The organism is Aquabacterium sp. A7-Y, assembly GCF_026153205.1.
Taxonomy (GTDB): Bacteria; Pseudomonadota; Gammaproteobacteria; order Burkholderiales; family Burkholderiaceae_C; genus Caldimonas.
Window position 1 is genome coordinate 77,248 of record NZ_JAPFBW010000011.1, and the last position, 24,227, is coordinate 101,474.

At 66.0% G+C, this 24,227-nt stretch carries 22 protein-coding genes; 14 read left to right on the forward strand and 8 right to left on the reverse strand.

Annotated elements, in window-relative coordinates:
* Positions 1-400: 400 nt before the first annotated feature.
* Positions 401-1,093, forward strand: coding sequence for an HD domain-containing protein (locus OOT46_RS11860; RefSeq protein ID WP_265403813.1), 693 nt, complete (start codon positions 401-403; stop codon positions 1,091-1,093).
* Between the two features lie 23 nt (positions 1,094-1,116).
* On the opposite strand, the gene OOT46_RS11865 is transcribed toward OOT46_RS11860, so the two are convergent.
* Complete coding sequence (locus OOT46_RS11865; RefSeq protein WP_265403814.1) at positions 1,117-2,019, reverse strand: DUF3943 domain-containing protein; 903 nt, start codon at positions 2,017-2,019, stop codon at positions 1,117-1,119.
* Between the two features lie 337 nt (positions 2,020-2,356).
* Here OOT46_RS11865 and OOT46_RS11870 point away from each other — a divergent pair, with 337 nt between their 5' ends.
* From OOT46_RS11870 to OOT46_RS11910, 9 genes are all read left to right on the forward strand, one after another.
* Positions 2,357-4,711, forward strand: coding sequence for a DUF3141 domain-containing protein (locus OOT46_RS11870; protein WP_265403815.1), 2,355 nt, complete (start codon positions 2,357-2,359; stop codon positions 4,709-4,711).
* Positions 4,712-4,721: 10 nt separating this feature from the next.
* On the forward strand, positions 4,722-5,660 hold the full coding sequence (locus OOT46_RS11875) for a phosphate acetyltransferase (RefSeq protein ID WP_265403816.1): 939 nt from the start codon (positions 4,722-4,724) through the stop codon (positions 5,658-5,660).
* Positions 5,661-5,664: 4 nt separating this feature from the next.
* Complete coding sequence (locus OOT46_RS11880) at positions 5,665-6,864, forward strand: acetate/propionate family kinase (protein WP_265403817.1); 1,200 nt, start codon at positions 5,665-5,667, stop codon at positions 6,862-6,864.
* Entirely contained in the window at positions 6,861-7,643 is a 783-nt protein-coding gene (gene fabI / locus OOT46_RS11885; protein ID WP_265403818.1) for an enoyl-ACP reductase FabI, read from the forward strand. Before OOT46_RS11880 ends, fabI begins: the two co-directional genes overlap by 4 nt.
* Before the next feature lie 20 nt (positions 7,644-7,663).
* Positions 7,664-7,921 carry an RNA-binding protein gene (locus OOT46_RS11890; protein WP_265403819.1) on the forward strand — a complete coding sequence of 86 codons (258 nt, stop codon included), beginning with the start codon at positions 7,664-7,666 and terminating at the stop codon, positions 7,919-7,921.
* Between the two features lie 21 nt (positions 7,922-7,942).
* Complete coding sequence (locus OOT46_RS11895) at positions 7,943-8,965, forward strand: hypothetical protein (RefSeq protein WP_265403820.1); 1,023 nt, start codon at positions 7,943-7,945, stop codon at positions 8,963-8,965.
* Positions 8,966-9,123: 158 nt separating this feature from the next.
* Entirely contained in the window at positions 9,124-9,432 is a 309-nt protein-coding gene (locus OOT46_RS11900; protein WP_265403821.1) for a DUF3302 domain-containing protein, read from the forward strand.
* 2 nt (positions 9,433-9,434) lie between these two features.
* Positions 9,435-10,604: an HlyD family secretion protein gene (locus tag OOT46_RS11905; protein ID WP_265403822.1), complete on the forward strand. Its 1,170-nt coding sequence runs from the start codon at positions 9,435-9,437 to the stop codon at positions 10,602-10,604.
* Position 10,605: 1 nt separating this feature from the next.
* Positions 10,606-12,027, forward strand: a complete 1,422-nt coding sequence (locus tag OOT46_RS11910; RefSeq protein WP_265403823.1) for a TolC family protein — start codon at positions 10,606-10,608, stop codon at positions 12,025-12,027.
* Positions 12,028-12,062: 35 nt separating this feature from the next.
* On the opposite strand, the gene OOT46_RS11915 is transcribed toward OOT46_RS11910, so the two are convergent.
* The 5 genes from OOT46_RS11915 to OOT46_RS11935 form a co-directional block, all read right to left on the reverse strand.
* Entirely contained in the window at positions 12,063-14,267 is a 2,205-nt protein-coding gene (locus OOT46_RS11915; protein WP_265403824.1) for a patatin-like phospholipase family protein, read from the reverse strand.
* Between the two features lie 66 nt (positions 14,268-14,333).
* Entirely contained in the window at positions 14,334-14,894 is a 561-nt protein-coding gene (locus OOT46_RS11920) for a YSC84-related protein (protein ID WP_265403825.1), read from the reverse strand.
* A 43-nt stretch (positions 14,895-14,937) separates the two neighbouring features.
* The gene (locus OOT46_RS11925; protein ID WP_265403826.1) at positions 14,938-15,741 is read right to left on the reverse strand and encodes a DUF2092 domain-containing protein; all 804 of its coding nucleotides are present in this window, start codon (positions 15,739-15,741) and stop codon (positions 14,938-14,940) included.
* Positions 15,742-15,888: 147 nt separating this feature from the next.
* Positions 15,889-16,551: a response regulator transcription factor gene (locus OOT46_RS11930; RefSeq protein ID WP_265403827.1), complete on the reverse strand. Its 663-nt coding sequence runs from the start codon at positions 16,549-16,551 to the stop codon at positions 15,889-15,891.
* Positions 16,548-17,357 carry a sensor histidine kinase gene (locus tag OOT46_RS11935; RefSeq protein WP_265403828.1) on the reverse strand — a complete coding sequence of 270 codons (810 nt, stop codon included), beginning with the start codon at positions 17,355-17,357 and terminating at the stop codon, positions 16,548-16,550. The genes OOT46_RS11930 and OOT46_RS11935 overlap by 4 nt, the downstream gene beginning before the upstream one ends.
* 1,004 nt (positions 17,358-18,361) lie before the next feature.
* Here OOT46_RS11935 and OOT46_RS11940 point away from each other — a divergent pair.
* Positions 18,362-19,045 carry a response regulator transcription factor gene (locus OOT46_RS11940; protein WP_265403829.1) on the forward strand — a complete coding sequence of 228 codons (684 nt, stop codon included), beginning with the start codon at positions 18,362-18,364 and terminating at the stop codon, positions 19,043-19,045.
* Between the two features lie 748 nt (positions 19,046-19,793).
* Positions 19,794-20,720: a sensor histidine kinase gene (locus tag OOT46_RS11945; protein WP_265403830.1), complete on the forward strand. Its 927-nt coding sequence runs from the start codon at positions 19,794-19,796 to the stop codon at positions 20,718-20,720.
* A gap of 91 nt (positions 20,721-20,811) precedes the next feature.
* Here the strand turns inward: OOT46_RS11945 and OOT46_RS11950 are convergent, their stop codons facing one another.
* Positions 20,812-21,285 carry a hypothetical protein gene (locus OOT46_RS11950; RefSeq protein WP_265403831.1) on the reverse strand — a complete coding sequence of 158 codons (474 nt, stop codon included), beginning with the start codon at positions 21,283-21,285 and terminating at the stop codon, positions 20,812-20,814.
* A gap of 238 nt (positions 21,286-21,523) precedes the next feature.
* On the opposite strand from OOT46_RS11950, the gene OOT46_RS11955 reads away from it, so the two are divergent.
* Both OOT46_RS11955 and OOT46_RS11960 read left to right on the forward strand, forming a co-directional pair.
* Positions 21,524-22,798: a DUF3300 domain-containing protein gene (locus OOT46_RS11955; protein WP_265403832.1), complete on the forward strand. Its 1,275-nt coding sequence runs from the start codon at positions 21,524-21,526 to the stop codon at positions 22,796-22,798.
* 31 nt (positions 22,799-22,829) lie between these two features.
* Complete coding sequence (locus tag OOT46_RS11960) at positions 22,830-23,759, forward strand: DUF2950 domain-containing protein (RefSeq protein WP_265403833.1); 930 nt, start codon at positions 22,830-22,832, stop codon at positions 23,757-23,759.
* 36 nt (positions 23,760-23,795) lie between these two features.
* On the opposite strand, the gene OOT46_RS11965 is transcribed toward OOT46_RS11960, so the two are convergent.
* The gene (locus OOT46_RS11965; RefSeq protein ID WP_265403834.1) at positions 23,796-24,212 is read right to left on the reverse strand and encodes a NucA/NucB deoxyribonuclease domain-containing protein; all 417 of its coding nucleotides are present in this window, start codon (positions 24,210-24,212) and stop codon (positions 23,796-23,798) included.
* Positions 24,213-24,227: the final 15 nt, after the last annotated feature.

A 24,227-nucleotide genomic window follows, 5' to 3' on the forward strand; every position in this document is an offset into this window, starting at 1 on the left:
CCTTTGGCAAAGGCCGGATGAAGCTCTGGTGCCGCACGCGTCGAAGGACGCGAGGCATTACCAGGGCGGGCGCAGCCGCTGTGAAAGAATTGTCAGCGACAAGTCCCTGCGCAGCGACCCAGCCCTTCGGGCAGTTGCGTGCAACCCTGTCCACAGCACGAAGAGCAGATGTTCAATATCTCGTTCGACACGGGGCATCGGACGTGGTGGAAGCGGCCAGGAAGCACGAGCTCAGCGGGTCGCACATTGACTGTGCATCCATGAGAAATCTCATGTTTACTTTCGATCTGTGAGAGGACCGACCAGGTGCACGCCACCCGGACCTGGGTTCTCTACTGACAAAGAGATCGGATCTCTGGAAAAATCGCTGGCAGATTGTCGCTACGGAAATACGCCATCGATGTCCGATCCTTCCCTCACTTCTGCAAGGAGTCGCCTGGATGCGCGCACCCGACAACTGGAGGCGCTGGTCCGGGAACGCATCTCCGACAAAGACCCCAGCCATGATTGGTCGCATGTACAGCGTGTGGTCCGGAATGCCATTCGCCTGTGCGATGGATCACCGGCACAACTCGACATCGTGGTGGCCGCGGCCTTGCTGCACGACCTGGTCAACCTCCCGAAACACCACGAGGACAGACGCGAGGCGAGCCGACGATCCGCTGCGATGGCCGTGGAGCTTCTCGCGGAATGCGGATACACCGACAACGAGACGAAGCTGATTCGCACCGCCATCGAAGAGCACAGCTATTCCTTGAAGATGGCTCCCAGCACCGAAGCGTCGGCGCTGCTGCAAGATGCCGACCGGCTGGATGCTCTCGGCGCGATAGGGATCTTCCGCGCCGCGACATGCGGGACTTTGATGGGGGCGACGTATTACAACCCGGAAGATCCGTTCGCAACCGGCCGCCCGCTGGACGACAAGCACTACACACTCGATCACTTCTTCACCAAGCTGCTCCTCCTCGAGCAAGGATTCAACACCCAGGCCGGACGTACCGAGGCGAGGAAACGCACCGCTTTCATGCGGAGTTTCCTGGCCGAGCTGTCACGCGAGATCGGAGATGACCGCGACAGCCCACCCGCAGCTTGAGTGAGCTGTGCCTTGCAGGGCTGTCACCACCGCAGGCGCAACTGCACGCCCCAGCGCCCGCCTCCGCCGGCATTCCGGACCGAAGGCAAGCAGTGCGCGGGGGCGGCGTGGCACAGTCGGTTTGACACGTCCATCGGACTGATGGGGGTCAGCAGTTCCACCCGGGCTTCCACCCCGAACAGACGATCGATCCCCGAGTTCAGCGTTCCCAGCGGGTCCGTCAGAACGAGCGTGATCCGGTCCACGGCATCGAGCGAATCGGTCTTGTTGAGAATGCGCTCGCGCATCGGCCAAAAGAAATAGTGTCCGAGGAGCGACCCGAGAATCGGAGTGACCACCAGGTCCTGATAGGACACGTTCTCCACGATCGCCTCGGCACCGAACTCGAAGAGCGTCGACAGCAGGGCCGAGTACCAGAAGGCGCCCGTGCGGTCCAAACCACGTTCTCGCGCCCGAACGTAGTAGCCCGCTCCCCAGTACGGATGCAACACGTAGTTGACGAAGCTGCGGTCCTCGTCCCATTGAGGATGGGTGACGTTGTGCCGCCAGCTGTCCCAACCGACGTCCTTCGCGTCGTAGTTCGTGTCCTTGCGCGGCCAAAGACCGATGAGCGCGACGGCCACGAACTGGTAGCCGAGAAAGTAGCTCGTGTCCCGTCGCAAGCCCTGCATGTCGATGGGCCGCGGCTCCCGCGACACGGTGTCGTCACGGGCGACCTCGTCCGGCCGGGCCATGGCGGGAGAACCAGGGAGGCCAAGGACCACCGCCAGCATCGCTGCCCTGACCCGGGGGCGGCATGAAAAATCCCGGCGCCATCGGCGCGACGCCATCCTGAACGTTGTCCTCCCACCGAGGGCGAAGCGCGAGGCGCCACGGGAGGCGAATGCGTCCATCGGTGGGCCATGCGCCTTCCACAGTTCCATCATCGCGATCTCCAGTTCACAGAGGACGGCAGATAGACGCGTGCACGTCGCCTCGAGACACTAAGGCGCCCATGAGTGCGCGGACATCAGGTACTCGGGCACCCCCGCTGCCCCCCCTCCGCATCCAGCAAAAGCAGGCGAGGCGCGCCGCGCGCTTCCCCTTGCCCTATCTGGACGCGATGGTCCCCGACGCTTACTGTTCCGGCAAGGAAGCAGAGAGAGGCCGATACGCAATCCCTGCATCGGCCTCGATGGCTCCCAAGCGTCGGAGGCGAGTCGAGCCGGACGCCGACGCCGCAGTGGACGCGAATCTCCATCGTCAGAACTCGGAGGCCCATCCATGGACACAGGAGTGCTGCTTGCGCGCAGCCTTACCGTCGGCACCAAGGTCGCGACCATCTTCCAGAGGCATGCCGAAGCGGCTCAGGACCAGCTCTCGGAGCGTCTGGGACGGGCCCTCCATCGTCAAGTCAACGAGCCGCCAGGTCTGCCGGCCGTCCACCTGGATCCCCAGCTGTGGTACCGCTACACGGTCGATGCAGCGCAACGTTCGATCCTTTTCTGGGAGACCCTGTGGAAGCGAGGCAACAACTTCATCGACCGTGCCTCCGAAGGATTCCGTCCGGTCCTGCACTTCGACTACGAGACCGTTCTCGACGGCCGGCAATTCGATCGTCCGGTGAACTACGCATTGCTCAAGATCACGCCGCCGGCGAATGTCCATGTGGATCCGCAGAGACGGCCCTATCTGATCATCGACCCGCGCGCAGGACACGGTCCGGGGATCGGGGGATTCAAGGACGATTCGCAGGTCGGCGTGGCACTCAGAGCGGGCCATCCCGTGTACTTCGTGATCTTCTTCCGGGATCCGGAGCCCGGGCAAACCTTGTTCGACGTGTGCGACGCCGAGCAGACCTTCGTGAAGAAGGTGCGCAGCCTGCACCCCGACAGCCCCAAGCCGGCACTGATCGGAAACTGCCAAGGAGGCTGGGCAGCCATGATGCTGGCCGCGTCGGACCCGGAGGACACCGGGCCTATCGTCATCAACGGTGCCCCCATGTCTTACTGGAGCGGGGCGTGGAGCGAGGGCAAGGGCGACAACCCGATGCGCTACGCCGCGGGCATGCTGGGAGGCACATGGACGGCCTCGCTCGCAGCCGACCTGGGCAACGGCAAGTTCGACGGCGCCCACCTGGTGCAGAACTTCGAGAACCTGAATCCGGCCAACAGCTGGTGGGACAAGTACTACGCCCTCTTCGACCGTGCCGACACCGAGCCGCCGCGCTATCTCGACTTCGAGCGGTGGTGGGGCGCGTACTACCTGATGAACCGGGAAGAAATCGAATGGATCACTCGCAACCTCTTCGTCGGCAACAAGCTTTGGTCGGGTGAAGTCAAGTCAGCGAGCGGAAGTGACTTCGACCTGCGCAAGATCCGATCACCGATCATCCTGTTCGCCTCGATGGGCGACAACATCACGCCCCCGCAGCAGGCCTTCAACTGGGTGTTGGACACCTACCGGAGTACCGAGGACATCAAGTCGAGAGGCCAGGTCATTGTCGGCCTGAAGCACGAAACGATCGGCCACCTCGGCATCTTCGTGTCCGGCAAGGTGGCCACGAAGGAGCACACGCAGATCGTTTCGGTGCTCAAGAGCATCGAGCAACTGCCGCCGGGCCTCTACGGCATGTCGATCTCCGAGCACCGGGCCCCGACCGGCGACGTCGAGTACCAGGTCGAGTTCGAGGAGCGGCGGCTGGAGGACATCGCGGCCAAGCTGAACCGCTTCCAGAGGGTGGACGAAAAGCCGTTCGAGACGGTGGCTGTGTTGTCGTCCTTCAACCAGCGAGCCTATGAGATTTTCGCTCAACCTCTCGTCCAGTCGATGTCGAACGAGTTGCAGGCCCAGCTGTTGATGACGTTCCACCCGCTGCGGATGCAGAACTGGAGCATCTCGAGACTCAACCCCTGGATGTCGTGGATCGGTCCGGCGGCGGAGGCCGTGCGAGCCGATCGCCGAGCACTGGAGGACAACCATCCCGCCCGGCATCAAGAGCGGCTCGCCGCTGAATGTGTCAGTGCGTCGCTCGACTATTACCGTGCGATGCGCGACGCCGTCACGGAGGCGGCCTTCTACACCTTCTACGCCAGCCCGTTCTGGAACCACCTCGGCGAGAAGGACAGCAGCCCTGCCGCCGCGACGGAGGTGGGCCTCGATCCGAGGGAGCGGCCCCAGGTCAAGCAAGCCCTCGCCGCGATCGCCGAAGGCGGCTATGTCGAAGCCCTGGGACGGGTGGCGGTCCTGTTGACGGCCAGGGATGACCCCTTGCCCCTGTCCCGCCTGGAGCTGCGCAAGGAGCTGGCTGACGCGTACTCGGAGTACCTGCCGCCCTTGCCGATGCATCGCTGGCGCAGCATACGCGGCGAGCAGGAAATCATCGCGAAGTTCGAGCCCGAACAGGCCTTGCAGACCCTGCCGGCGCTGCTCGAACCCGAAGGCCGCGCCAAGCTTCTGAGCCTGCTCGACAAGCTCGCCGCCGACCCGCGTGTGCTGGGCGCCGACCCGACCGCCAGGCAGCTGGAGATGCTGGGTCGCGTTCGCGCCGTGCTCGCCGCCGAGCAGCCGGCGCGTCGTGTCCCAGCCGCCAGCCCGGCGAGTCGGCGGGCTGCTGCCTCGCCTCAGAGCAACGCATGAAGGACAAGCCATGACCGAAAAGCACGAGAAGTACCAACGCTTGATCTCCCGCTGCAGCTCGCTTCCCCCCACACCCACGGCAGTCGCCTACCCGTGCGACCGCAGCTCCCTGGAAGGGGCTCTTGAAGCCGCGCAACTGGGTCTGATCGACCCGATCCTGGTGGGACCGCGCGAAAGACTGGAAGCCGTCGCCCAATCCTTCGGTGCCGAGATCGGCCGCTATGCCACGGTCGAGGCGCCTTACAGCGCCGTGGCAGCCGCAAGAGCGGTTCAACTGGTTCGCGAAGGCAAGGCCGAGGCCTTGATGAAAGGCAGCCTGCACACGGACGAGCTGATGGAGGCGGTGGTCAAGCGCGAGATCGGACTGCGCACCGCGCGACGCGTCAGCCACTGCTTCGTGATGGATGTACCGAGCTACGAGAACGCCCTGATCATCACGGACGCCGCGGTGAACATCGCGCCGACACTCGAGGAAAAGGCCGGCATTCTCCAGAACGCGATCGACCTTGCCCATGTCCTGCGGATCGAGGAAGTCAGGGTCGCGATCCTCTCGGCGATGGAAACGATCAACGCGAAGGTGCCCTCCACGGTCGACGCGGCAGCCCTGTGCAAGATGGTGGACCGGCAACAGATCACGGGAGCGATCGTGGATGGCCCGCTGGCCCTCGACAACGCCATCAATCTCGAAGCTGCAAGGGTCAAACGGATCGATTCGCCGGTCGCCGGGCGCGCCAACGTGCTGCTGGTGCCGGATCTGGAGGCCGGCAACATGCTCGCAAAAAGCCTTTCCTTCCTTGCCGGGGCCGACGCCGCCGGCATTGTTCTCGGCGCAAGGGTTCCGATCATCCTGACCAGCAGGGCAGATTCGGTCACCACCCGCCTGGCCTCCTGTGCGGTGGCGGCGCTGGTCGCCAAGGCCCGGCGCGAGAGCGCTGCGGCGCTGGGGTGATGCCATGCCAGACCTGATTCTGGTCCTCAATGCCGGCTCGTCGAGCATCAAGTTCAGCGCTTTCGGCCTGGCCGAGGGTCAGCTCGAAGTGGTACTGCGCGGACAGATCGAAGGCCTTTACGCGGCGCCTCAGTTCACCGTGACCGACAGGAAGGGCGCCATGGTCGCGATGAAGGCCTGGCCTCGCGGCACGGTGCTCGGGCATGACGGGTCGCTGGCCTACCTGGCCCAGTTTCTCCGGAGTCACCTTGCGGGGTATGACTTGAGGGCGGCAGGCCATCGTGTGGCGCATGGCGGCATGAACTACCACCGGTCTGCCATCGTCACGCCGAAAGTCAGTGCCTTGCTCGAGAAGCTGGTTCCTCTCGCGCCACTGCACCAGCCGCACAACCTCAAGTCAATCGACATTCTCGCCAAGTTGAGGCCCGACCTGCTCCAGGTCGCCTGTTTCGATACCGGCTTCCATCGGGTCCAGCCCGAGGCGGCGCAGGCCTTCGCGCTGCCCGCCTCCATCACCGACGCGGGCGTGCGGCGTTATGGCTTCCACGGGCTGTCCTACGAGTACATCGCCAGCGTGTTGCCGGACTTCGACCCCAAGGCGGCCTCCGGGCGCAGCGTCGTCGCCCACCTCGGCAGCGGCAGCAGCATGTGCGCGATGGTGGGGGGCTACAGCGTGGCCACCACGATGGGCTTCTCCGCGCTGGATGGCCTGCCGATGGGCACGCGCAGCGGCTGCGTGGACCCGGGTGTCATCCTCTACCTGTTGAACGAGCTGAAGATGGACCCGAGAGCCATCGAGGACCTGCTCTACAGGCGCTCGGGACTGCTCGGTGTTTCCGGCCTTTCGAGCGACATGCGGGTACTGCTCGCGAGCGACGATGCGCGCGCGCGCTTTGCGGTGGACCTCTACGTCTATCGGATCGGCCGCGAGCTCGGCTCGCTTGCCGCTGCGGCCCATGGCATCGACACGCTGGTGTTCACCGCGGGAATCGGCGAGCGCGCCGCCTTGATACGGGAGCGGGTCTGCCAGAACGCCGCCTGGCTCGGCGTCGACATCAACCCATCGCTCAACCAGACCCATGGCCCGCGCATCCATACCTCGGCAAGCAAGGTCGCAGTCTGGGTGATTCCGACCGACGAAGAACTCGTGATCGCACGTCACACCCGCGAGTTGCTGCAAACCGTTGAAGGAAGCACGAAATGACGACCCCCACCCCCTACCCGTTGCTCCAGGATGCCAAAGTGCTGGTCTGCGGCGTCGCCAATGACCAGTCGATCGCCTACGGCTGCGCCAGGGCGTTCCGCGAGCTCGGCGCCGATCTGGCGCTCACCTATGCCACCGAGAAGTCCCGGCCGCATGTCGCGCCCTTGGCCCTCGAACTGGAAGCATCGCTTTTCCTGCCCCTCGACGTCTCGCGACAGGACCAGGCCGAGGCGGTGTTCGAACAGATCGACAAATGCTGGGGGCGCCTCGATGTCTTGCTGCATTCGATCGCATGGGCCCCGAAAAACGACCTGAAGGGGGGCTTGCTCAATTGCTCCGCCGAAGGGTTCTCCAAGGCGATGGACATCTCCTGCCACTCGTTCGTCCGGCTGGCCCGCCTCGCGGCGCCTCTCATGAAGGACGGCGGAACGATGTTCACGATGAGCTACGAGGGATCCAACCGGGTGATCCAGAACTACAACGTGATGGGTCCGGTGAAGGCGGCCCTGGAGGCCTGTGGGCGCTACCTCGCCTACGAACTCGGTCCGAGCGGCATCCGCGTGCACACGATATCGCCCGGCCCCCTCAAGACGCGTGCCGCCTCCGGACTCAAGGACTTCGATCTGCTGGTCGATGCCGCGGCACGGCGCACGCCCACCGGGCAGCTGGCCGACATCCGCGATGTCGGATTCACCTGCGCACTTCTCGCCACCCCCTATGCCAGACAACTGTCGGGCGAAACCGTGTACGTCGACGGCGGCGCTCACATCATGGGTTAACCCGGAAAGGAGACTCGACCATGACTCGCCTACTGCTGGGCAATATCGAAGCCGGTACGACCGATGAAGAAATCACGCGGTTCCTCGCCAAGTATGGCTTCCCGCCGGCCCAGAGCATCGAGCACCTGGCCGGCGACAACGCCAGATCGGCCGCCGTGCTGACCTTCAAGGGGGTGAACCACGAACTCCTGCAAAGGCTGCGATCGCGGATCCACGCCGTGCATTGGAAAAGCCGCAAGATCACCGCCCAAGTGCTCACCAGCCACTTCTACGATTGATCCGTCGCAAGGAGCCGCAGCATGCGATTTCTCCATTGGCTGGTCCGCCGCGATCCGGCGCCGCCTGCACCTCAGGACCGGCACATCGACGAGATGCTGGAGCGCGTCCTCGACGTCATACCACGCCTGCGCATCCCGGCGTCCTGCAAGGAACGCCTGGCGCCTGTGCTTGGCATGAGCCTGAAGTACCTCGAAGGGCTGGTGGCCGTCCTGCCCGGCCCCCTCGAGATCGGTTGGTCCAGTTGGGAGCTCGATCCCCGCATACGGTCCTTTTTCGCATCACCCGCGGAGATCTCGCTGGCCTTGGGCCGCTCGTCGGACTTGCGCGCCTTGTTCGAGGAGGCGCCGGACGCCGACGAGGCCTATGCCGTCCTGAGCATGAGGATCGACGAACGCAGGCGCTTCGGCGTGATGAAGGAAGGCGATGCGGCACGGGTCGATGTGGCTCAGACGGTGGTCTCCTTCTCGGATCATCAGGTCCGGATCTGCGCCCGCACCCTCGCGGGCCTCAGGCAGGAGATCGTGAAGCGCCTGGTGGACCAGTTGGCCCTCGAAGCCCTGGCTCGGATGGCAGCCGAGGATGACCGGCGCGAGGAACTGGTCCTGCAGCGTGCGCTGCTCGCCACGCGGCTGCGGCTGCTGCAGCGGCGCGGCACCGGAATGCAGTCCCTGCTGGGCAGCGCGGGCGAGGCCGGCGGCGGAAAGCCGGCCCGACTGCGCGAGCAGATCCAGGCCAACGAGCGAGACCTGGATGCGCTGGGGCCCCTCAGCGGGGCGCTGGACCGCCAGGTCGAGCGTGTGGTCGAGGTGTTTCGCAACCCCCGTCCGCTGGTGCATATCGGGAGCCGGTCCTTGCGGCTGAGCCGGATGAACGTCGTGCTCCCGCTCGGCAGCACCGACATGGGCGAGGTGGTCGAGTTCCAGTTGGCGCACGTCCCGGGTGACCCGCCACAGGAACGCGCATTCGCCCTCGTGCGCATCGCGCGTGCCGATCTTCCCAAGCCGACCAGCCTGCTGGAAGAGGCCGCACGGTGGATAGGCTGAAGGCGCCGAGGCGGGCGGCTGCGAGCGCGCGTCTGCGTTCGTCCCTGCGGAGGTTTCGGCCGCTGCATGCCTGGCACGGCGTGTTGCCAGCTGTGTGGTTCGCGCTCGCACCGTCTCGAGCCCATGCCTCCTTGCTGCACGGGGAGACGCTCGATCTCGTGGCCGACGTCGCCGCCTGGCTGGTCCTGGTGATCGCGCCCATCGTCGGCATCGGCCTGTTCTGGCTCGTCCACATCATTCCCGAGAAGATCGCGGAGAAAAAAGGGCACCCCCAGACCCAGGCGATTCAGGCGCTGTGCCTCCTGTCCCTGGTCTTCGGGGGACTGCTGTGGCCGCTGGCCTTGCTTTGGGCCACCGCGAAGCCGGTGCTGCACAAGCTCGCCTACGGCACGGATCGTAAAGACCTGGACAAGGACATACCCCCAACCCGCAGCAGCGCGCCTGACAAGATCGATAGAAAGGCTTGAGCATGGAACTGCTGTTCCTGATCCTGTACTCGCTGGCAGCCTGGCTGGTGTTCTTCAAGTTCAAGTGGCTGCCGTGGAACATCACGACCCAGGTGATCACGGCAACGATTCCGCTGATACTGATGATCGTGCTGATCCTCTTCCTGAACATCTCCGCGCCTTCCACCGGTGATGTGCGGGTGATCAACTACGTGGTCCAGATCGTCCCCCGCGTGACGGGGCGGGTGATCGAGGTGGCCGTCGAGCCGAACCGACCCGTCAAGAAGGGCGCGGTGCTGTTTCGAATCGACCCGGAGCCCTTCGAGTTCAGGATCCAGGCGGCCCGTGCCAGCGTGAGGCAGGCCCGTGCCAAGCTGATCGGTTCGCAAGCCAACCAGAGCAGCTACGAACAGCAGCTCAAGGAAGCGCGCAGCAAGCGCGCTGCGCTTGCCGCCAAACAGAAGCTCGCCGAGGTGCGGATGCGCCAGTTCGAAGCGCTGGCGTCCACCGGCGCCGGGTCGCAGTTCGATCTCGAACAGGCTCAGGCCGAAGTCCGCAGCTTCGACGGAGAGCTGGCCGCCCTCGATGCGGCCACGGCACAGGCACGCGTCAAGACGCAGGCCAGAACCCGGGACGGCGAACAGGACGAAGTCGCGCGCACGAAGGCGGAGATCGCCCAGGCCGAGGCCCAGCTGGCCGAGGCCGAATGGGAGCTGGCGCAGACGATCGTCCATGCGCCGGCGGACGGCACGGTCGTCAACCTGCAGCTGCGTCCCGGTCAAGTCGCGAGCCAACTGGTCCAGATGCCGGTGATGACCTTTGTGGAGGACGCCCAGTGGGTGATCGCGTTGTACACCCAGAACGAAGTCCGCGAAGTGGGGCCGGGTCAGGAGGCGGAGATCACGATGCGGATGTATCCGGGACGCATCATCAAATGCAAGGTCGATTCCGTGGTCTGGGCCACCGCCGGCGGCCAGCTGCCCATCGGCGGCAACCTGCCCAATCTGGCCCCCATGCCGCCGGGGCAGCTCGCCGTGCGGCTGCAACCGCTGGACCCCGCGGTTTTCCTCGCGGCGGGCGCGCGCGGACAGGGCGCCATCTACACCGACTACGTGGCCTTCCTGCATCTCGTCCGCAAGGTGTTCCTGCGTGTGCAGAGCAAGCTCGACTGGCTGATCCTCAAGCTGCACTGACATGTCGCGCCATCCTGCAAACGCCTGGAGCGCGTGCCTGCTGGGCCTCGCGGCCGCAGCGTCCCTCGTGGCTGGCTGTGCGATGCGGACGCCGCCCTCCCCGCAGGCCTTTCGCCAGCAATCCGTCGGGCATCTCGGCCTGGCGTCCCCCTGGAGATCCGGCGAGCTGCCCACCGAAGCGGTGCAGGACAACTGGCTGTCGACCTTCGGCGATGTGCAACTCGACGCGCTGGTCGCGGAAGCCCTGGCCCACAACCCGGACTTGCGAGCGGCGGCTGCACGGGTCGATCAGGCCGCCGGCCAGCTCGCGCTGGCAAGAGGGGCACAGCGCCCCTCGCTGAGCCTGCTGGGCACGGGCGGTATCAAGATGAGCGACATGAGCTCGGCCCTCTCGGGTCTGATGGCTCTGATGTCCTGGGAACTCGACCTGTGGGGCGCGCTGCGCTACGGCAGCGCAGCGGCCTCTGCCAGCCTGGTCGCCGCGCAGTCCGAGCTCGAGTTCAGCCGCCAGTCGCTGGCGGCGACCACGGCCAAGGCCTGGTTCACGGCGGCCCAGACCCGGCTCGAAGCGCAGACAGCCGACCGGATGGTGGGGGTGAGCGAGCATCTGCTGCGCATGGTCGTCACGCGCCGCAGCGTGGGCATCGCGAATGATCAGGAGGTGGCCCAGGCGAGTGCCGGCTTGAGTGACCAGCGCGACCGGCTGGCACAGGCCCGGCTGGCCCATCAGTCGGCGCTGCGGGCGCTGGAAACGCTGTTGGGCCGCTACCCGGCGGCTGAACTGACAGCGCGCACGGATCTGCCGCCTGTGCCGGGCCCGGTGCCCGCCGGCTTGCCGCTGCAGATGCTGGAGCGGCGGCCGGATCTGATCGCTGCCGAGCGCCGGGTCGCGGCCGCCTTCAACCGCGTCGGTCAGGCCAAGGCGGCCGCATTGCCCGGCATCCGCCTGACAGCCAACCTGGGCTATCTCGACAGTGACGTCGTGGCGCTGAAAAAGGACTTCGAGAACCCGACGGGCGGCGCGGGTGCCAAGTTGCTGATGCCGATCGACATCAATGGCACGCTGGCGGCGCAGGTTGCGATCGTGACGGCTCAGCAGCAGGAAGCCGTCGCGCAGTACGTGCAGATGGCCTTGCGCGCCGTCGCAGACGTGGAGACGGCGCTGGCGGCCGCGCAGACTCTGACGGAGCGTGAAGGGCATCTGAGGGAGTTGGTCGCCGCCCAGTCGACCGCCTTGCGCCTGGCGCAGGCAGCCTACGAGGTGGGCAAGCGGGACCTGCGCTCGGTCGAGCAGGAGCGGCTCATCCTGTACCAGGCGCAGGTGCAGTTGCTGCGGGTGCGCTGTGACCAGCTGACCCAGCGGGTGAACCTGCATCTTGCGCTGGGCGGGAGCTTTGAAAGAGGAGCGGCGGTCTCGCACTGAAAACGCCGCCGGGCTGCCGGACCGGCAACATCGCTTCAAGGCCGTCCGAGGTAGAGATAGAAGCCGTCGAAACCGCGATGCGCCCGGCCGTATCCGAGATACAGCGGCCCGACCGGCGTGTCCACGCCAAAAAACAGGGCGGCAGAGCGCAGCGTGCCCTGCTCGTTCCCCGGCACGAGCGGCGCGCCCATGCGACCGACCTCGATCGACACGCCTCCGTAGATGCCGTCCAGGAAACGCGCCCGTGCAAGCCGCCGGTAGTAGACGATGCGGCCAAATCGAAGCTCCTCGCCGAGCAGGGCCCCGGTGGGGTAGCCCGACTGCTGCAGCAGCCCGCCCCACGCGAAGAGGCTGGAAGCCGGCAAGGGATCTGAACCAAAACGGCGCCCCCACCTGAATCCGACATTGAGCGTGTGCTCGCCGAGGGAGGCGGCGCACGTGCCGCTCGTCAGCAGGCGGGTGAAGTTCGCGTCGCTGCCGAGGGCTTCATGCATCGAGACCACCTCCAGCATGCCGGCACAGCCGGATCGCGGGAAGTTGACGCCGTCGAGCTGATCCACCAGGGCGCGCACTGTCACGCCGGTGTACGAGGCGCTGTCCTGCCCGGGGACCAGGACCGATGGCCCCGTGTCGAGGGAGGCCCGCACATCGGCGTGCACCAGGCCCAGCCTCACTTCACCGTACCGGGTGAACTGCACCCCCAGTTCCAGACCGACGCGGGCGCTGCGGAGGTCGTAGCGGGCGATACGCTGGTCGGCCCGAAAGACGTCCATGGCATGCCGCTCGTACTCGGCACGTGGCGCCACAAAAAAGGTTTGGCTTGCCTCCAGGGGTTGATAAAACTCGGTGGCGATGCGATTGGTGCGTCCGAACTGCAGATCGGAACGCCATTCGCCGCCGAGCCGGTTCAGCCACGTCATCCGGTAGCTCGCATGGAGATTGAAGAAGGCATCGCCGCGGAAATCCGACGAGAGCCCGAGGCCGAGCCGCAGGTAGTTGGGACCCCAGGATTTCTCGACGGCATCGACCGAGAGAATCTGCCGTCCCGGCTCTTCCATCAACTGGTAGCTCACATGTTCGAAGTCCCCGGTGCCGAACAGTCGACGCATGTCCCGGTCGAGCTCGTGCGGCTCGATGGGCGCATGGGGGGTCGATCGCATGACGGAGCGCGCAATGTCCGGATTGACTCGCTGCAGCTTCGCGAAGCGAATCTCGTCAACCGACGTGAGTGCCGTCGTCGTGTTGGACATGCGATGGGTGCGCCAGGCCGCGTAGTCGGAGGCGGGCACCGCGAGTCGCACGAGCCGGTCCGCCACAGCCCGTGCCGCGGCCTCCCCGACCGGCACCGCCGCCGGCAGGTGGTCGAAGTCGCTGGCGGAGAAGTCGCCGAGCTGTGGAAGAATCAGCACGTCGCCGACCTGGAGCCGCGCCAGGGAGGCGCGCACGTTCTGCTCGGTCAGGATGTTGACCATCTGGGCGGTCACGCCGAGGACGGACGTGAGCGCCTCCGGCTTGAGCAGCGGGGTCCCGAGGTTCACGGCGATCACGACGTCGGCGCCCATCGAGCGCGCCACTTCAACCGGCAGGTTGTCCGTCAGTCCCCCGTCGACCAGCAGCCGGCCCTCCATCTTGACCGGCTCGAAAAAGGCCGGTACCGACATGCTGGCCCTCATCGCCCTGACCAGATCTCCCCCGCGCAAGACCACCGCCTCGCCCGTCTCCAGATCGGTGGCGACACAGCGAAAGGGAATCGGAAGCTCGTCGAAACGCTGGATGCCCTGCACCTTGCTCAGACGGCGCAACACGGTTTCGAGCTGGACGCCCGAGACCAGACCCTTGGGCAGCAGGACCCTGCCCCCCTCCAGGCCGACCTCCAGCGCGGCCAGATTCGTGGGGTCGTCCCGCTTCAGGCGAACCGCTCGCTCGGCGCGTGGCGGCAGTTCCTTGAAAAGATGGCGGCTCGACATCGACGCCAGGATCGTTTCCATCTCGTCGACCGATGTGCCGGAAGCATAAGCCGCGCCGACGATGGCACCCATGCTGGTGCCGGCGATACAGTCGATCGGAACACGAAGTTCCTCGAGCACCTTCAGAACACCGACGTGCGCGGCGCCTCTCGCCCCGCCGCCGGACAGGACCAGGCACACCTTTGGACGCGCCTGCTCACCCGGAACTGCCGGCTCCGCCAGACAGGGGAGCTGCTGTGCCAACAGCACCGGGAGCGTTGCCGCAAGCGCCATGGCTCGCGTCAAGGCCCACTGCGCGGGCACTCCAGCCGCTCCGGCAAGGCAAGCCGGCCTGAACCGTCAAAGGTCCAGGCGGTTGATCTTGGTGCCGTCGAAGCTGAGATTGGCCATGAAGCCCGAGCCGCTGAGCACGAAGCCGATGACGGCCTGCTTCGCCGTCTGGGTGCTCACATGGGCATCGGCGCCGAGGCTGGCGACCGCCACCGAGGCGTCCGCCCCCGCGGTCCAGCCCTGGCTCGATTCGAACTTCTGCAGCGACTCCTGCGTCATGAACAGCAGGTAGACCGCCTTCGACTGTGCCCCCGCCAGGAGGCCCGCAGAGGCTGACCCGATGCTGTAGTAGGCGCTGGTGACGCCGCCTTTGCGCAAAGCCCCTTGACCATAGGAGGCGCCGAGGAGAAAGCCGGCCGAAACGACTTTCGGAAAAACAAGGATGCCCTTGGCTTTGGCGGCAAGTTCGATGGCGTCGGCGGACTGGCTGAACAGTTGCGACTGGGCATGGTCGACCGACGCGTCAATCTCACGGCGCTTGGCGTTCGGGTCCGCCGTGCCGCCGGTGGAGGTGGAACAGCCGGCGACGAGGCTGGTAGCGCTCGCCAGTAGCAGGTCTCTGCGATTCACATCAGGCTCCTTGGTGTTTCCGTTTGGCTGGACAATGTCGCCGTCATGGCAAGTCGGCCACCGATTCCTCGTCCCGGGGCATGGGCACCTCCTGAGACCCGGCGGGCGGCTCGAAGGCGAAGACCGCTGCCGCCACGGGAACGTTGAGCGACCAGTCCATCTCGACGCTTTGCCGGGGTTGGGCGGGATCGTCGGTCACCGTGATCACGATGCGACGCGGCAGGGGATGCTCGCCGTGCTGGATCCACAACTGCCAATCCAGTCCTTCCTGGCGGAAGGCGTAGTGGTCGCAGGGCAATCCGGCGATGGACGTCGTCCCGAGCGCCGCCGCGCTGATCAGCCGCGACAGGTGCTCGGGGCCTCCGGCCCACGTGAAAAGGTCCACGAGCGGCAACCTCAGGCCGTAGTCGCCGGAAAGCCGTGCCGTGAACTCCTTGAGGGAGGCTGCCATCGACACCCGCGCGTACGAACCGGTGGACTGGCCGAAGGCCGCGAAGGTCTTGCCGTTGAAGTAGAACTGGGAGAACCTGGGAAGTCCCCGATCGCTGGTCACGTCGAGCCGCAGACCGTCGGGCTGCCTCACCCACATCCGCAAAGCGAAATCGATCTGGATCTTCTGGCCGTTCGGCAGGACCTGCTCGCTCGATGCCTTGGCCCTCAAGCCGAGGAAATGCTGCGATTGAAGGTAGCGGCCCATGCGCTGCAAGGCCGTGGCGGCCCTGGGATCGATGGGCGTCTCCTCCGCGGTGGCCAGGGGCGGCGGCCCGGGGTGGGTCAGTGCGGCGGTCTGTACGTTGTGGGCCCAGCCGGCGGATGCCAGCAGGGCCGAGAGCACGGCAATCAGCATGACGGTCTCCGTAGGGATGTCGTCAACCATATCGGCGATGCGATGTCAGCGGCACTGGGGATGGAGGAAGACGCGCTTTCCTTCGTCCCCGGTCCGGCCTGTTGCGCTGGTTCAGCCGGAGTCCGCGACGCTGGTCGGGCATCCGCCTCAGCGAGGCGCGCCCTTGTCGCCCGGCCTTGCGGACTTGCAGCGCCAACCCGCGGATGGCAGGTCGGACGCAAGGAGCAGCTTGATCAGGCCCGGCAGCGTGTTCACTCGCAGCGACCGCATGACCCGGGCTCGGTCGGCCTTGATGGTGCGCTCGCTCACACCGAGCTCGTCCGCGATCTGCTTGTGCAGCCTGCCGGCGACGACCCCGTCCAGCACTTTGCGCTCGCGTGAGCTGAGCGATTCGATGGCGGCGTGCAAGTGACGTGCGCGCATCTCACTCTCATGCAGGGCCGCATCGCTGTCGAGCGCATCCTTGAGCGCAGCAAGCAGCAGGTCGCGGTCGATCGGCTTGGTGAGGAACTGTTTGGCTCCGGCACGCATGGCTTGCACACTGGAGCGAACATCGGCCGCGCCGGACATGAAAACGATCGGGCGATCGTAGGCGGGATGGTGGTGCAGTGCGGCCTGCAACTCCAGCCCGTTCACGCCGGGCAGCTGCAAGTCGAGCAGCAGACAGCCCGGCCGCGCGTCGGGCGGGGACACGAGGTAGTCGCTGGCGACCCCATAGCTGCGTACCTCGTAGCCCGAAGCAGACAGCAGGCGGTCCAGCGCCTCGCGCTGCGAGGCATCGTCGTCGATGATGTGAATGACCGGCATCATGAGCACATTCCAGAGTTGTCCGAGTCGGCCGAGCCGCTGGCGGGCAGCCGCACCGAGAAAACCGCTCCGCCCCCGGGGCGAGGGGCGGCAGCGATGCTGCCCTGGTGCGCCAGAAGAATGGAGCGTGCGATCGACAGGCCAAGGCCCATGCCACCCTCCTTGGTCGTGAAAAACGACTTGAAGAGGGTTTCAGGGTCGAGCTCACCCAGGCCGTGGCCCCGGTCGCTGATCTGTACTTCGATATCGCTATCCCCTGCCCTCGCCACCACTTCGACCTTGCGCAGAGGCACGGGCGTGCAGCGCATCGCGTCCATCGCATTGACCATCAGATTCAGCATCACCTGCTGCAGCTGCACCTTGTCGCCCAGCACGATGGCGCACCCCGGAGCCGACCGACACTCGAACTCGACCCGACGCTGTTTGGCCTCTCCGGCAAGCAATTGAATCGCGTCGTCCAGCACGTCGTGCACATCCACCGGGTTGAATTCCACTTCGTGTCGTTCCATCAGGGTGCGGAGACGACGGATCACTTCATGCGCCCGGAGGTTGTCCGCCCGGATGCGCGCCACGATCCGCCGCAGTTCCTCGACGGGAAGGGGCCGCTGCGCGAGCAGAAGTTGCGCTGCGTCCGTATTGCTCAGAATGGCACCCAGCGGCTGGTTGACTTCGTGGGCGATGGAGGCGCTCAATTCACCCAGGGTGGCGAGACGGGCGGCCCGCGCGAGTTCGCTTTCGCTCTTGCCTGCGGTTGCAGGTGTCATTCGAAGGCTGCGCCGCTGAAACAGGCGGGTCGCGATCAAGGCCATTGGCATCGCCGCTGCTGCCAGGCGGACGAACCAAGGGCAGCGGCGCCTTCGCCTGGCCCGGATCCACCGGGATGCTGCCGACATACACCGGCCGACACCGGCCTTATCGACGGCCGAACTTTTGAGAATCGACGCAACTCGTTCTTCGATAAGAGGCGCGTGCGGAGGTGCTTGCGCTCCATCAGGGGACCGATGGCTGGATAAGGATGTCAAGCAAGTTCGCATAAGCATCACTCAAGCTGCAAGGGGTGCTTTGGGAGCCTCGGCGGAAGAGGTGGGCCTCACCGGTGCTCTCCGCGACGGAGTATCAGCACGTGTTTCAGGGGCGCCTATTGGACCAAGGTCCATCGGCCGCTGTCGCGCCGAGGAAGCGGAGCAGGACCGTGAATGGAGGGGCTGCAGGAGATTCAGCTTCTCCCTGCATCCGGATGTTGGACCAACGTCCTATTTCTCACAGGCACCGGCGCAACCATGATTCAACTCACCCAGCCATATGCGATATGCGCGGAGTGTCAGATGGAGCGTCTTGTCGTGGAAGAGCAAAACGGGTGGAGCGCCAGGAGTGCACCGCGGTGCGCCGGCCCTTGCGGCCGGCCGACCGGAGGCCCTCGCCGGACGCAAGGTGGGGATGCCGGCGGACCGCAGCGTCTGGAACGGCGTCGTGCTGTTCCTGCCGCCGCTTCCTGCGCTGCTCTTCTGCCTGGCGGGGGAGCCGCTGACTACATGGCACGCGCACCGCCTGCCGCCGGAGGACCGGGGCAAGTCCTGCTCGTTCACCGATGGGCGATGGGCGGGGCTTGGAACACCTTCAAAATCGCAGACGCCCAGTCCTGCCTCACCACGGCGTTGGCACACGGCGTGCTCAAGCGGGACCTCGAAAACACCGCGGGCGACAGGCAGGCTCGCATTGGCCCTGACCCTGCTGCGGATGTTGCCCTCACCTTGCCGATGCGTATCATCGGTCGTTCTTGTGCAACCTACTTCACAACGTGCCGGAGGCGAACGTGGGGCTGCTGTATGGGAGACTTGAGGAGCCGAGCGCCGTCACGCCGACTCCACCGCGAACCCGAATTCACATCGTTGATGACGACACCTCGGTCTGCAAAGCGGTTGCCCGTCTGCTCGAGCTTGAAGGTTACTCGGTCTGCGTGTTTCAATCGGCCGAGTCGTTTCTCGAGCGTCCCGACCCCGACGATGATGGCTGCATCCTTCTCGATATCGGAATGACGGGACTGGACGGCCTCTCCTTGCAGCAGGTTCTCTCCGAGCGCGGGAACGACATGCCCATCATCTTTCTGACCGGGCGTGCCGACGTTCCGATGAGCGTTCGGGCAATGAAGGGCGGCGCCTTCGATTTCCTGACCAAGCCCTATGACGATGCGGTCCTGCTCGCCGCTGTCGCCAGCGCGCTCGAGAAAAACGAGACGCTCAGGAGGATCCGCGCGCACCGCCTCTCGACGGAGTCCCGGCTTGCCACCCTCACCCCGCGCGAGCGCGAGGTTCTCCAGCATGTCATTGCGGGGCGCCTCAACAAGCAAATCGCCGCCGATCTCGGCACCTGCGAAAAAACCATCAAGGTGCATCGTGCGCGTGGCATCAAGAAAATGTGCGTGCGCTCGGTGGCCGAGTTGGTCCGCATCGTGGATCGAGCCCGTCCTCGCAGCCTGGACGACGGCGCATGGCCTTGAATGCCACAAAGAAGGTCCTGGGTCGCAAGACTTGAGTGATGGAGCTGGCGAGCCCGTCGGATCTTGTTTTCGAAGGCTCCCCTTGCCCCGCTGCACTAGCAACTCTTACAGCTCCCGGCTGCCTTGAGCGCGAATCACTTGCCTAGCCGGACAGCATGGACGACATTTGCCTCGGAATTTGAGCCGCCGCCGGCGCTGATCCGCCATGGCGGTCTCTGTTGGCCGTGTCTGATCCACCTTGCCCCGTCGTCCGGAAATTTCTATTCCCTGAATTGGGTTGGCGACTGGAATGCCGGACATCCAAGTGAGACCCCGCGCGCGTCGCTGAGCCGCGAGTTGATCATCGGGGGCGCCGAGATTCGGTGGCTGAGCGACCGATGTCTTGAGAAAGATACCCCTAGCGTACCTCGTCAACTGCCTGGCTTGCCTGAGTCTCATGACCGTAGCAAGACCTGCCGGGGATGTCCCGTCGTCGCTCACGCAAAAGCTGCCGATCCATGTTCATCAGCGGTCCGGGGCGTCGGGCTTCCCGGCCGACACACGGTGGTTCGAACTGCATCCGCTTGTCGGATGTCCGCGGTGCGAGGGTCCGATTCGGGTCCTGGGCACGGCAGGCTGCGCGGGAAGCGGGAGGTGGCACGACGCGGCCGTCGCCGGTTTCGGGGTCGAACCGGTCGCATGGATCGGAGACCGCCGCGAAGTGAGGGATATGGCATATCGCCGTTCCTCACGGCCCCGCACCTGGCAGGTGCAGCAGCGACACCTCTGGGCCAGTTTCGAAGCGCGCTTCTCTATGGGAAGCGTCTTTCTTGCGCATCCCTTCCTGCCCCACGCGGACTACCGAGCTTACGTTGCCGCGGGAATGCTCGTCGCGGTCCAGGTCGCCCTGATCACGGGCTTCTTCCTGGAGCGGACCGGGCGCCGTCGCGCGCAACGCGAAGCGCGGCATGTCCGCGCTCACCTGGTGCATCTCGCCCGAGTGTCGTCGATGGGGGAGCTGGTCGTGTCCCTGGCACACGAGCTGAATCAGCCGCTCACCGCGGTCCACGGCAATGCGCGCACCGCTGCGCGCATGCTCTCGAGAGACCAGGTCCCGGTGGCCGAGCTGGCGGACATCCTTCAAGACATCGTGAACGACGTCAAGCGGGCCGCCGACCTGGTCGCCCAGATCCGGGACATGGTCAGCAGGCGCCCGGCGGAGCGTGTGCACGTGGATGTGAATGGGGCGGTCCGCAATGTGAGAAAGCTGCTTGCCGGTGAGTCGGCGGTCCGGCGGGTCCCGGTCGAACTCGATCTCACGCCCCTCCCACTGAGGGTCGAGGCCGATCCGATCCAGCTGCAGCAGGTCTTGCTGAACCTCGTCCTCAATGCCATCGAGGCGGCATCGATGTCGCGCGGTGATCCGCCCAAGGTCGAGATCCGCAGCGCGTTGAGCGCTCCCCGCACGGTGCACATCGTCGTGCGCGACAACGGTCCCGGTCTCGAGCCCGGCATGGAAGGACAGGTGTTCGAGCCGTTCTACACCACCAAGGGGTCGGGCATGGGGATCGGCTTGTGGATCGCGCGCTCCATCGTCGAGTCGCATGGAGGACGCATCTGGGCCACCAACGTGCCGGAGGGCGGCGCGGCGTTCCACGTCGCTCTCCCGCGGGTCCCCGGTGAAGAAGAAGCATGAGCGACACCCGACGCGCAGGTCGCGAAGCCGCCCGGTGCGGTCGCCCCGCAAGGCCTGTGGACCGGCTGCGCCACCTCGGTGGCCGGCAGGCTCACTGGCTGGTCTTGGACCGCCTTTCGATCCAGACCTGGTTCTGCTCGTCCCAACGGTGTGTGTTCATGAACCTCTGAGTGTCCGCGCGTCGCTGTTCGCGGCTCAGCGTGCTCGTTGGCGGCGGAGACCCGCCGATCGGCTTCCAGCTCGAGGACCGGTCGTCCCAGCGATGCCCTTTCAGGAACTCATCGCGTTCCGCCTTCATCTCCGCGCGGCTCTTGACGCCTTGCGGCGGCTCGACGCCGCTCTTGAGGACCCAGGTCGCGGACGCGTCGTCCCAGCGATGGGTCCTCAGGAACTCGTCGCGCTCCATCTTGACCTGCACGCGGCTTGGACCGGCCGCCGTATCTTCGCCGGCGGTCCGTGCGCTGACGGGAGAGAGCGTCAGCGCAAGACAGGATGCCAGCAGTGTGGCGATGAGATGCGGGTTCCTCATGTCGACTCCTTCGTGGCTTGGATCGCTGCGGGACATTACGACTCGATGCCGGGAAAGAGAACCCGGGGTGGGGCGTGCGCTCGATGCCCCTTTCCACAAGCTGTCGGCCGCTCCTCTCCCCCGCACTTCGGAGCACCGCCGTGGCCGGGACGCGGCACGGCGCCACTGCCCCGGTCCCCTCTGTTGCCGCCCCCAGCCAGCGCCTAGCCTTGCTGTGAAAGGCAGCCTGCCGGGTCGACTTCCGGCCGCTGCAGGTCTCAACCGGGGAGCCGACATGCGTCTTCTGCGTCCAAGGGTCACCCACCTCGCATGGGCCTTGTTCGTGTGCCTGTTCTCGCTGCCTGCCGCTGCACAGGACCCGGCCCGTTTCGCGCCCGAGCAGCTGGAGCAGATGCTGGCGCCGGTCGCGCTCTACCCGGACACACTGCTGTCACAGCTCCTGATGGCCAGCACCTACCCCGCCGACGTTGCCGAAGCGGCGAAGTGGTCGAAGGCGCACCCGCAGCAAAAGGGCGAGGCGGCGGTCGCGGCCGTCAGTGGCCAGTCCTGGGATCCGAGTGTCAAGTCGCTCGTCGCCTTTCCGGATCTCCTGGAGACCTTGGGCGCGCACCCGGATTGGGTGCAGAACCTCGGTGACGCCTTCCTGGCGTCGTCCAGGGACGTCCTCGACGCGGTACAGCGGCTCAGAATCCAGGCCGAGAAGGCGGGCCACCTGAAAAGCTCCAAGCAGCAGAAGGTGGTGCTCGAGGCCGAGCCCGACACCGCGCAGACCATCGTCCGCATCGAGCCGGCCGACCCCCAGGTGGTCTACGTGCCCGCCTACGATCCGGGCGTCGTCTACGGAGACTGGCCGTACCCGGCCTACCCGCCGATCTACTATCCCCCGTCGGCGTATTACTACCCCGGCGCAGCGCTCGCCTCCGGGATGATGTTCGGCGTCGGGGTCGCGGCGACGGCGGCACTGTGGGGGAACGTCAACTGGGGACGCGGCGATGTCGACATCGACGTCAACAGGTACAACAACATCAACACCAACCGCCAGCTCGACGCGAGCCAGACGAGCTTCCAGCACAATGCCGCGCAGCGCCGGGGCGTGCCCTACCGGGACGAAGGCAGCCGGCAGCGGTTCGGCAGCCAGGATGCCGGCAATCCGGCCCAGCGGTCCGCCTATCGCGGCCGCACGCCGGAGGTGGAGGTCCAGCGCCAGCAAGCACAAGCTGCCCTGCAGGAACGAGGCCTGTCGTCCGATCAGGCACGCGGGGAGCCGCGTGGCGGCGCGGCCCGGGACGATCGGGCCCAAGAGCGAGAGCGTGAGCGGCCCAAGGGGGGCGCCGAGCGAGAAAGCCGGACGGCAGGCAATCGGGAACCCACCCGGGGCTCACCCGAGGGACGCGGCGACCACGCATTGCGCGGTGCCAGCGATCCGGCAGGCACACGGCAGCACATCGACCGCGGCGAATCGAGCCGCCAGTCCATGACGCGGCAACGCTCCGCAGCAGCGCCCGGTGCGGCGTCCCGCGGGGCCGCGCGCGGCGGCCTCCGGCGCTAGTCCCATGAAACCGAGGAATCGGGAAAGCAAGATGCACCCTCTCCCCGCTCGGCCCAGCGCCCAGCCCTGCCGCTTCACGGCGACCGCGGTCGCCGTGCTGGCGGCAGCCCTGCTGGGCACCGCGCCCGCCGGCGCACAAATGTCGTATCCCAGCGCCGAAGCGGCGTCGCAAGCCTTTGTGGATGCAGTCCGCGGGAGCGACAACGAGGCCCTGCACCGGGTGCTGGGTGCCGATTGGAAGCGGGTGGTGCAAGCGGACACGATAGCCCGCAGCGACATCGAGGCCTTCCTCACCGCGTGGCAGCACGGGCACAAGATCGAGCCCCAAGCCGATGGTTCGGCGCGGCTCTCGGTGGGCCCGCAGGGCTGGACCTTGCCGATTCCCCTCGTCGCCACCGCATCCGGCTGGCGTTTCGATCCGCGGCGTGGCGCAGACGAATTGCGAACCCGGCGTATCGGACGCAACGAGCTGGCCGCGATGCAGGCGGCCCTCGCCTACCTCGACGCCCAGCGGGAATACGCGATCAAGGACCGCGACGGCAACGGCGTGCACGAGTATGCGCAGAAGCTCAGGAGCGCGGCCGGTCGGCACGATGGCCTGTACTGGCCCGATGCGCCGGGACAAGACAGGAGCCCGCTCGGCCCGTGGTTCGCCCGCGCCCAGCCGAAGCAAAGCGCCGGCTATCACGGCTACTTCTACAAGATCCTGAGCTCACAGGGCAGCCATGCACCGGGCGGTGCCTACGACTACCTCATCGGTGGACGCATGAGAGCGGGCTTCGCGCTGTTGGCCTGGCCAGTCCGATACGGGGATAGCGGAGTCATGAGCTTCATGGTCAGTCACGACGGCGTGCTCTTCGAAAAAGACCTGGGGCCCGGCACCAGCACTGCGGCTCGCACGATGAGCCGCTTCGATCCGGATGCCAGCTGGACGCGTGTGGCGGTGCCGGAGCGGCCATGAGCCGATCGGCTCCTTGACGAACCAGGCCTTGCAGGGTCACTCAAGCCGGTTGGGTGATAGCACAACGCGGAACTTGGAACCGCGAGTCATGTTGTGTTGTGTGTAAAAGCCGCTCAGAGACCCCCCCTGAACACGCTGCTCCCTCTCCGGCACGGCCCGAACGCTTGAATCGGTTCCACCCTCCAGCGTAGAAGCGAAGGGATACTCGTCCCAAGACAGGCCGGCCCCCGCCGGCTGAGTACGGATATTGCCGCCCATGTCCTTGAAGTGAGCAACATTGTGGGCCATGGCTTGGGCCCGATTGGGGTTGACCTTGGACGCGTCGACACGCGGATTGTCGCGGTCCTCCATCGGCCAATAGGTCAGTTCATCGGGCTGGCCGTTGGAGATGGCATCGAAGATGTGCTCATAGATCTCGGGGGTCAGGTGCTGGTGAACGATAAAGTCGGGCATTCGAAGCTCCAAGGG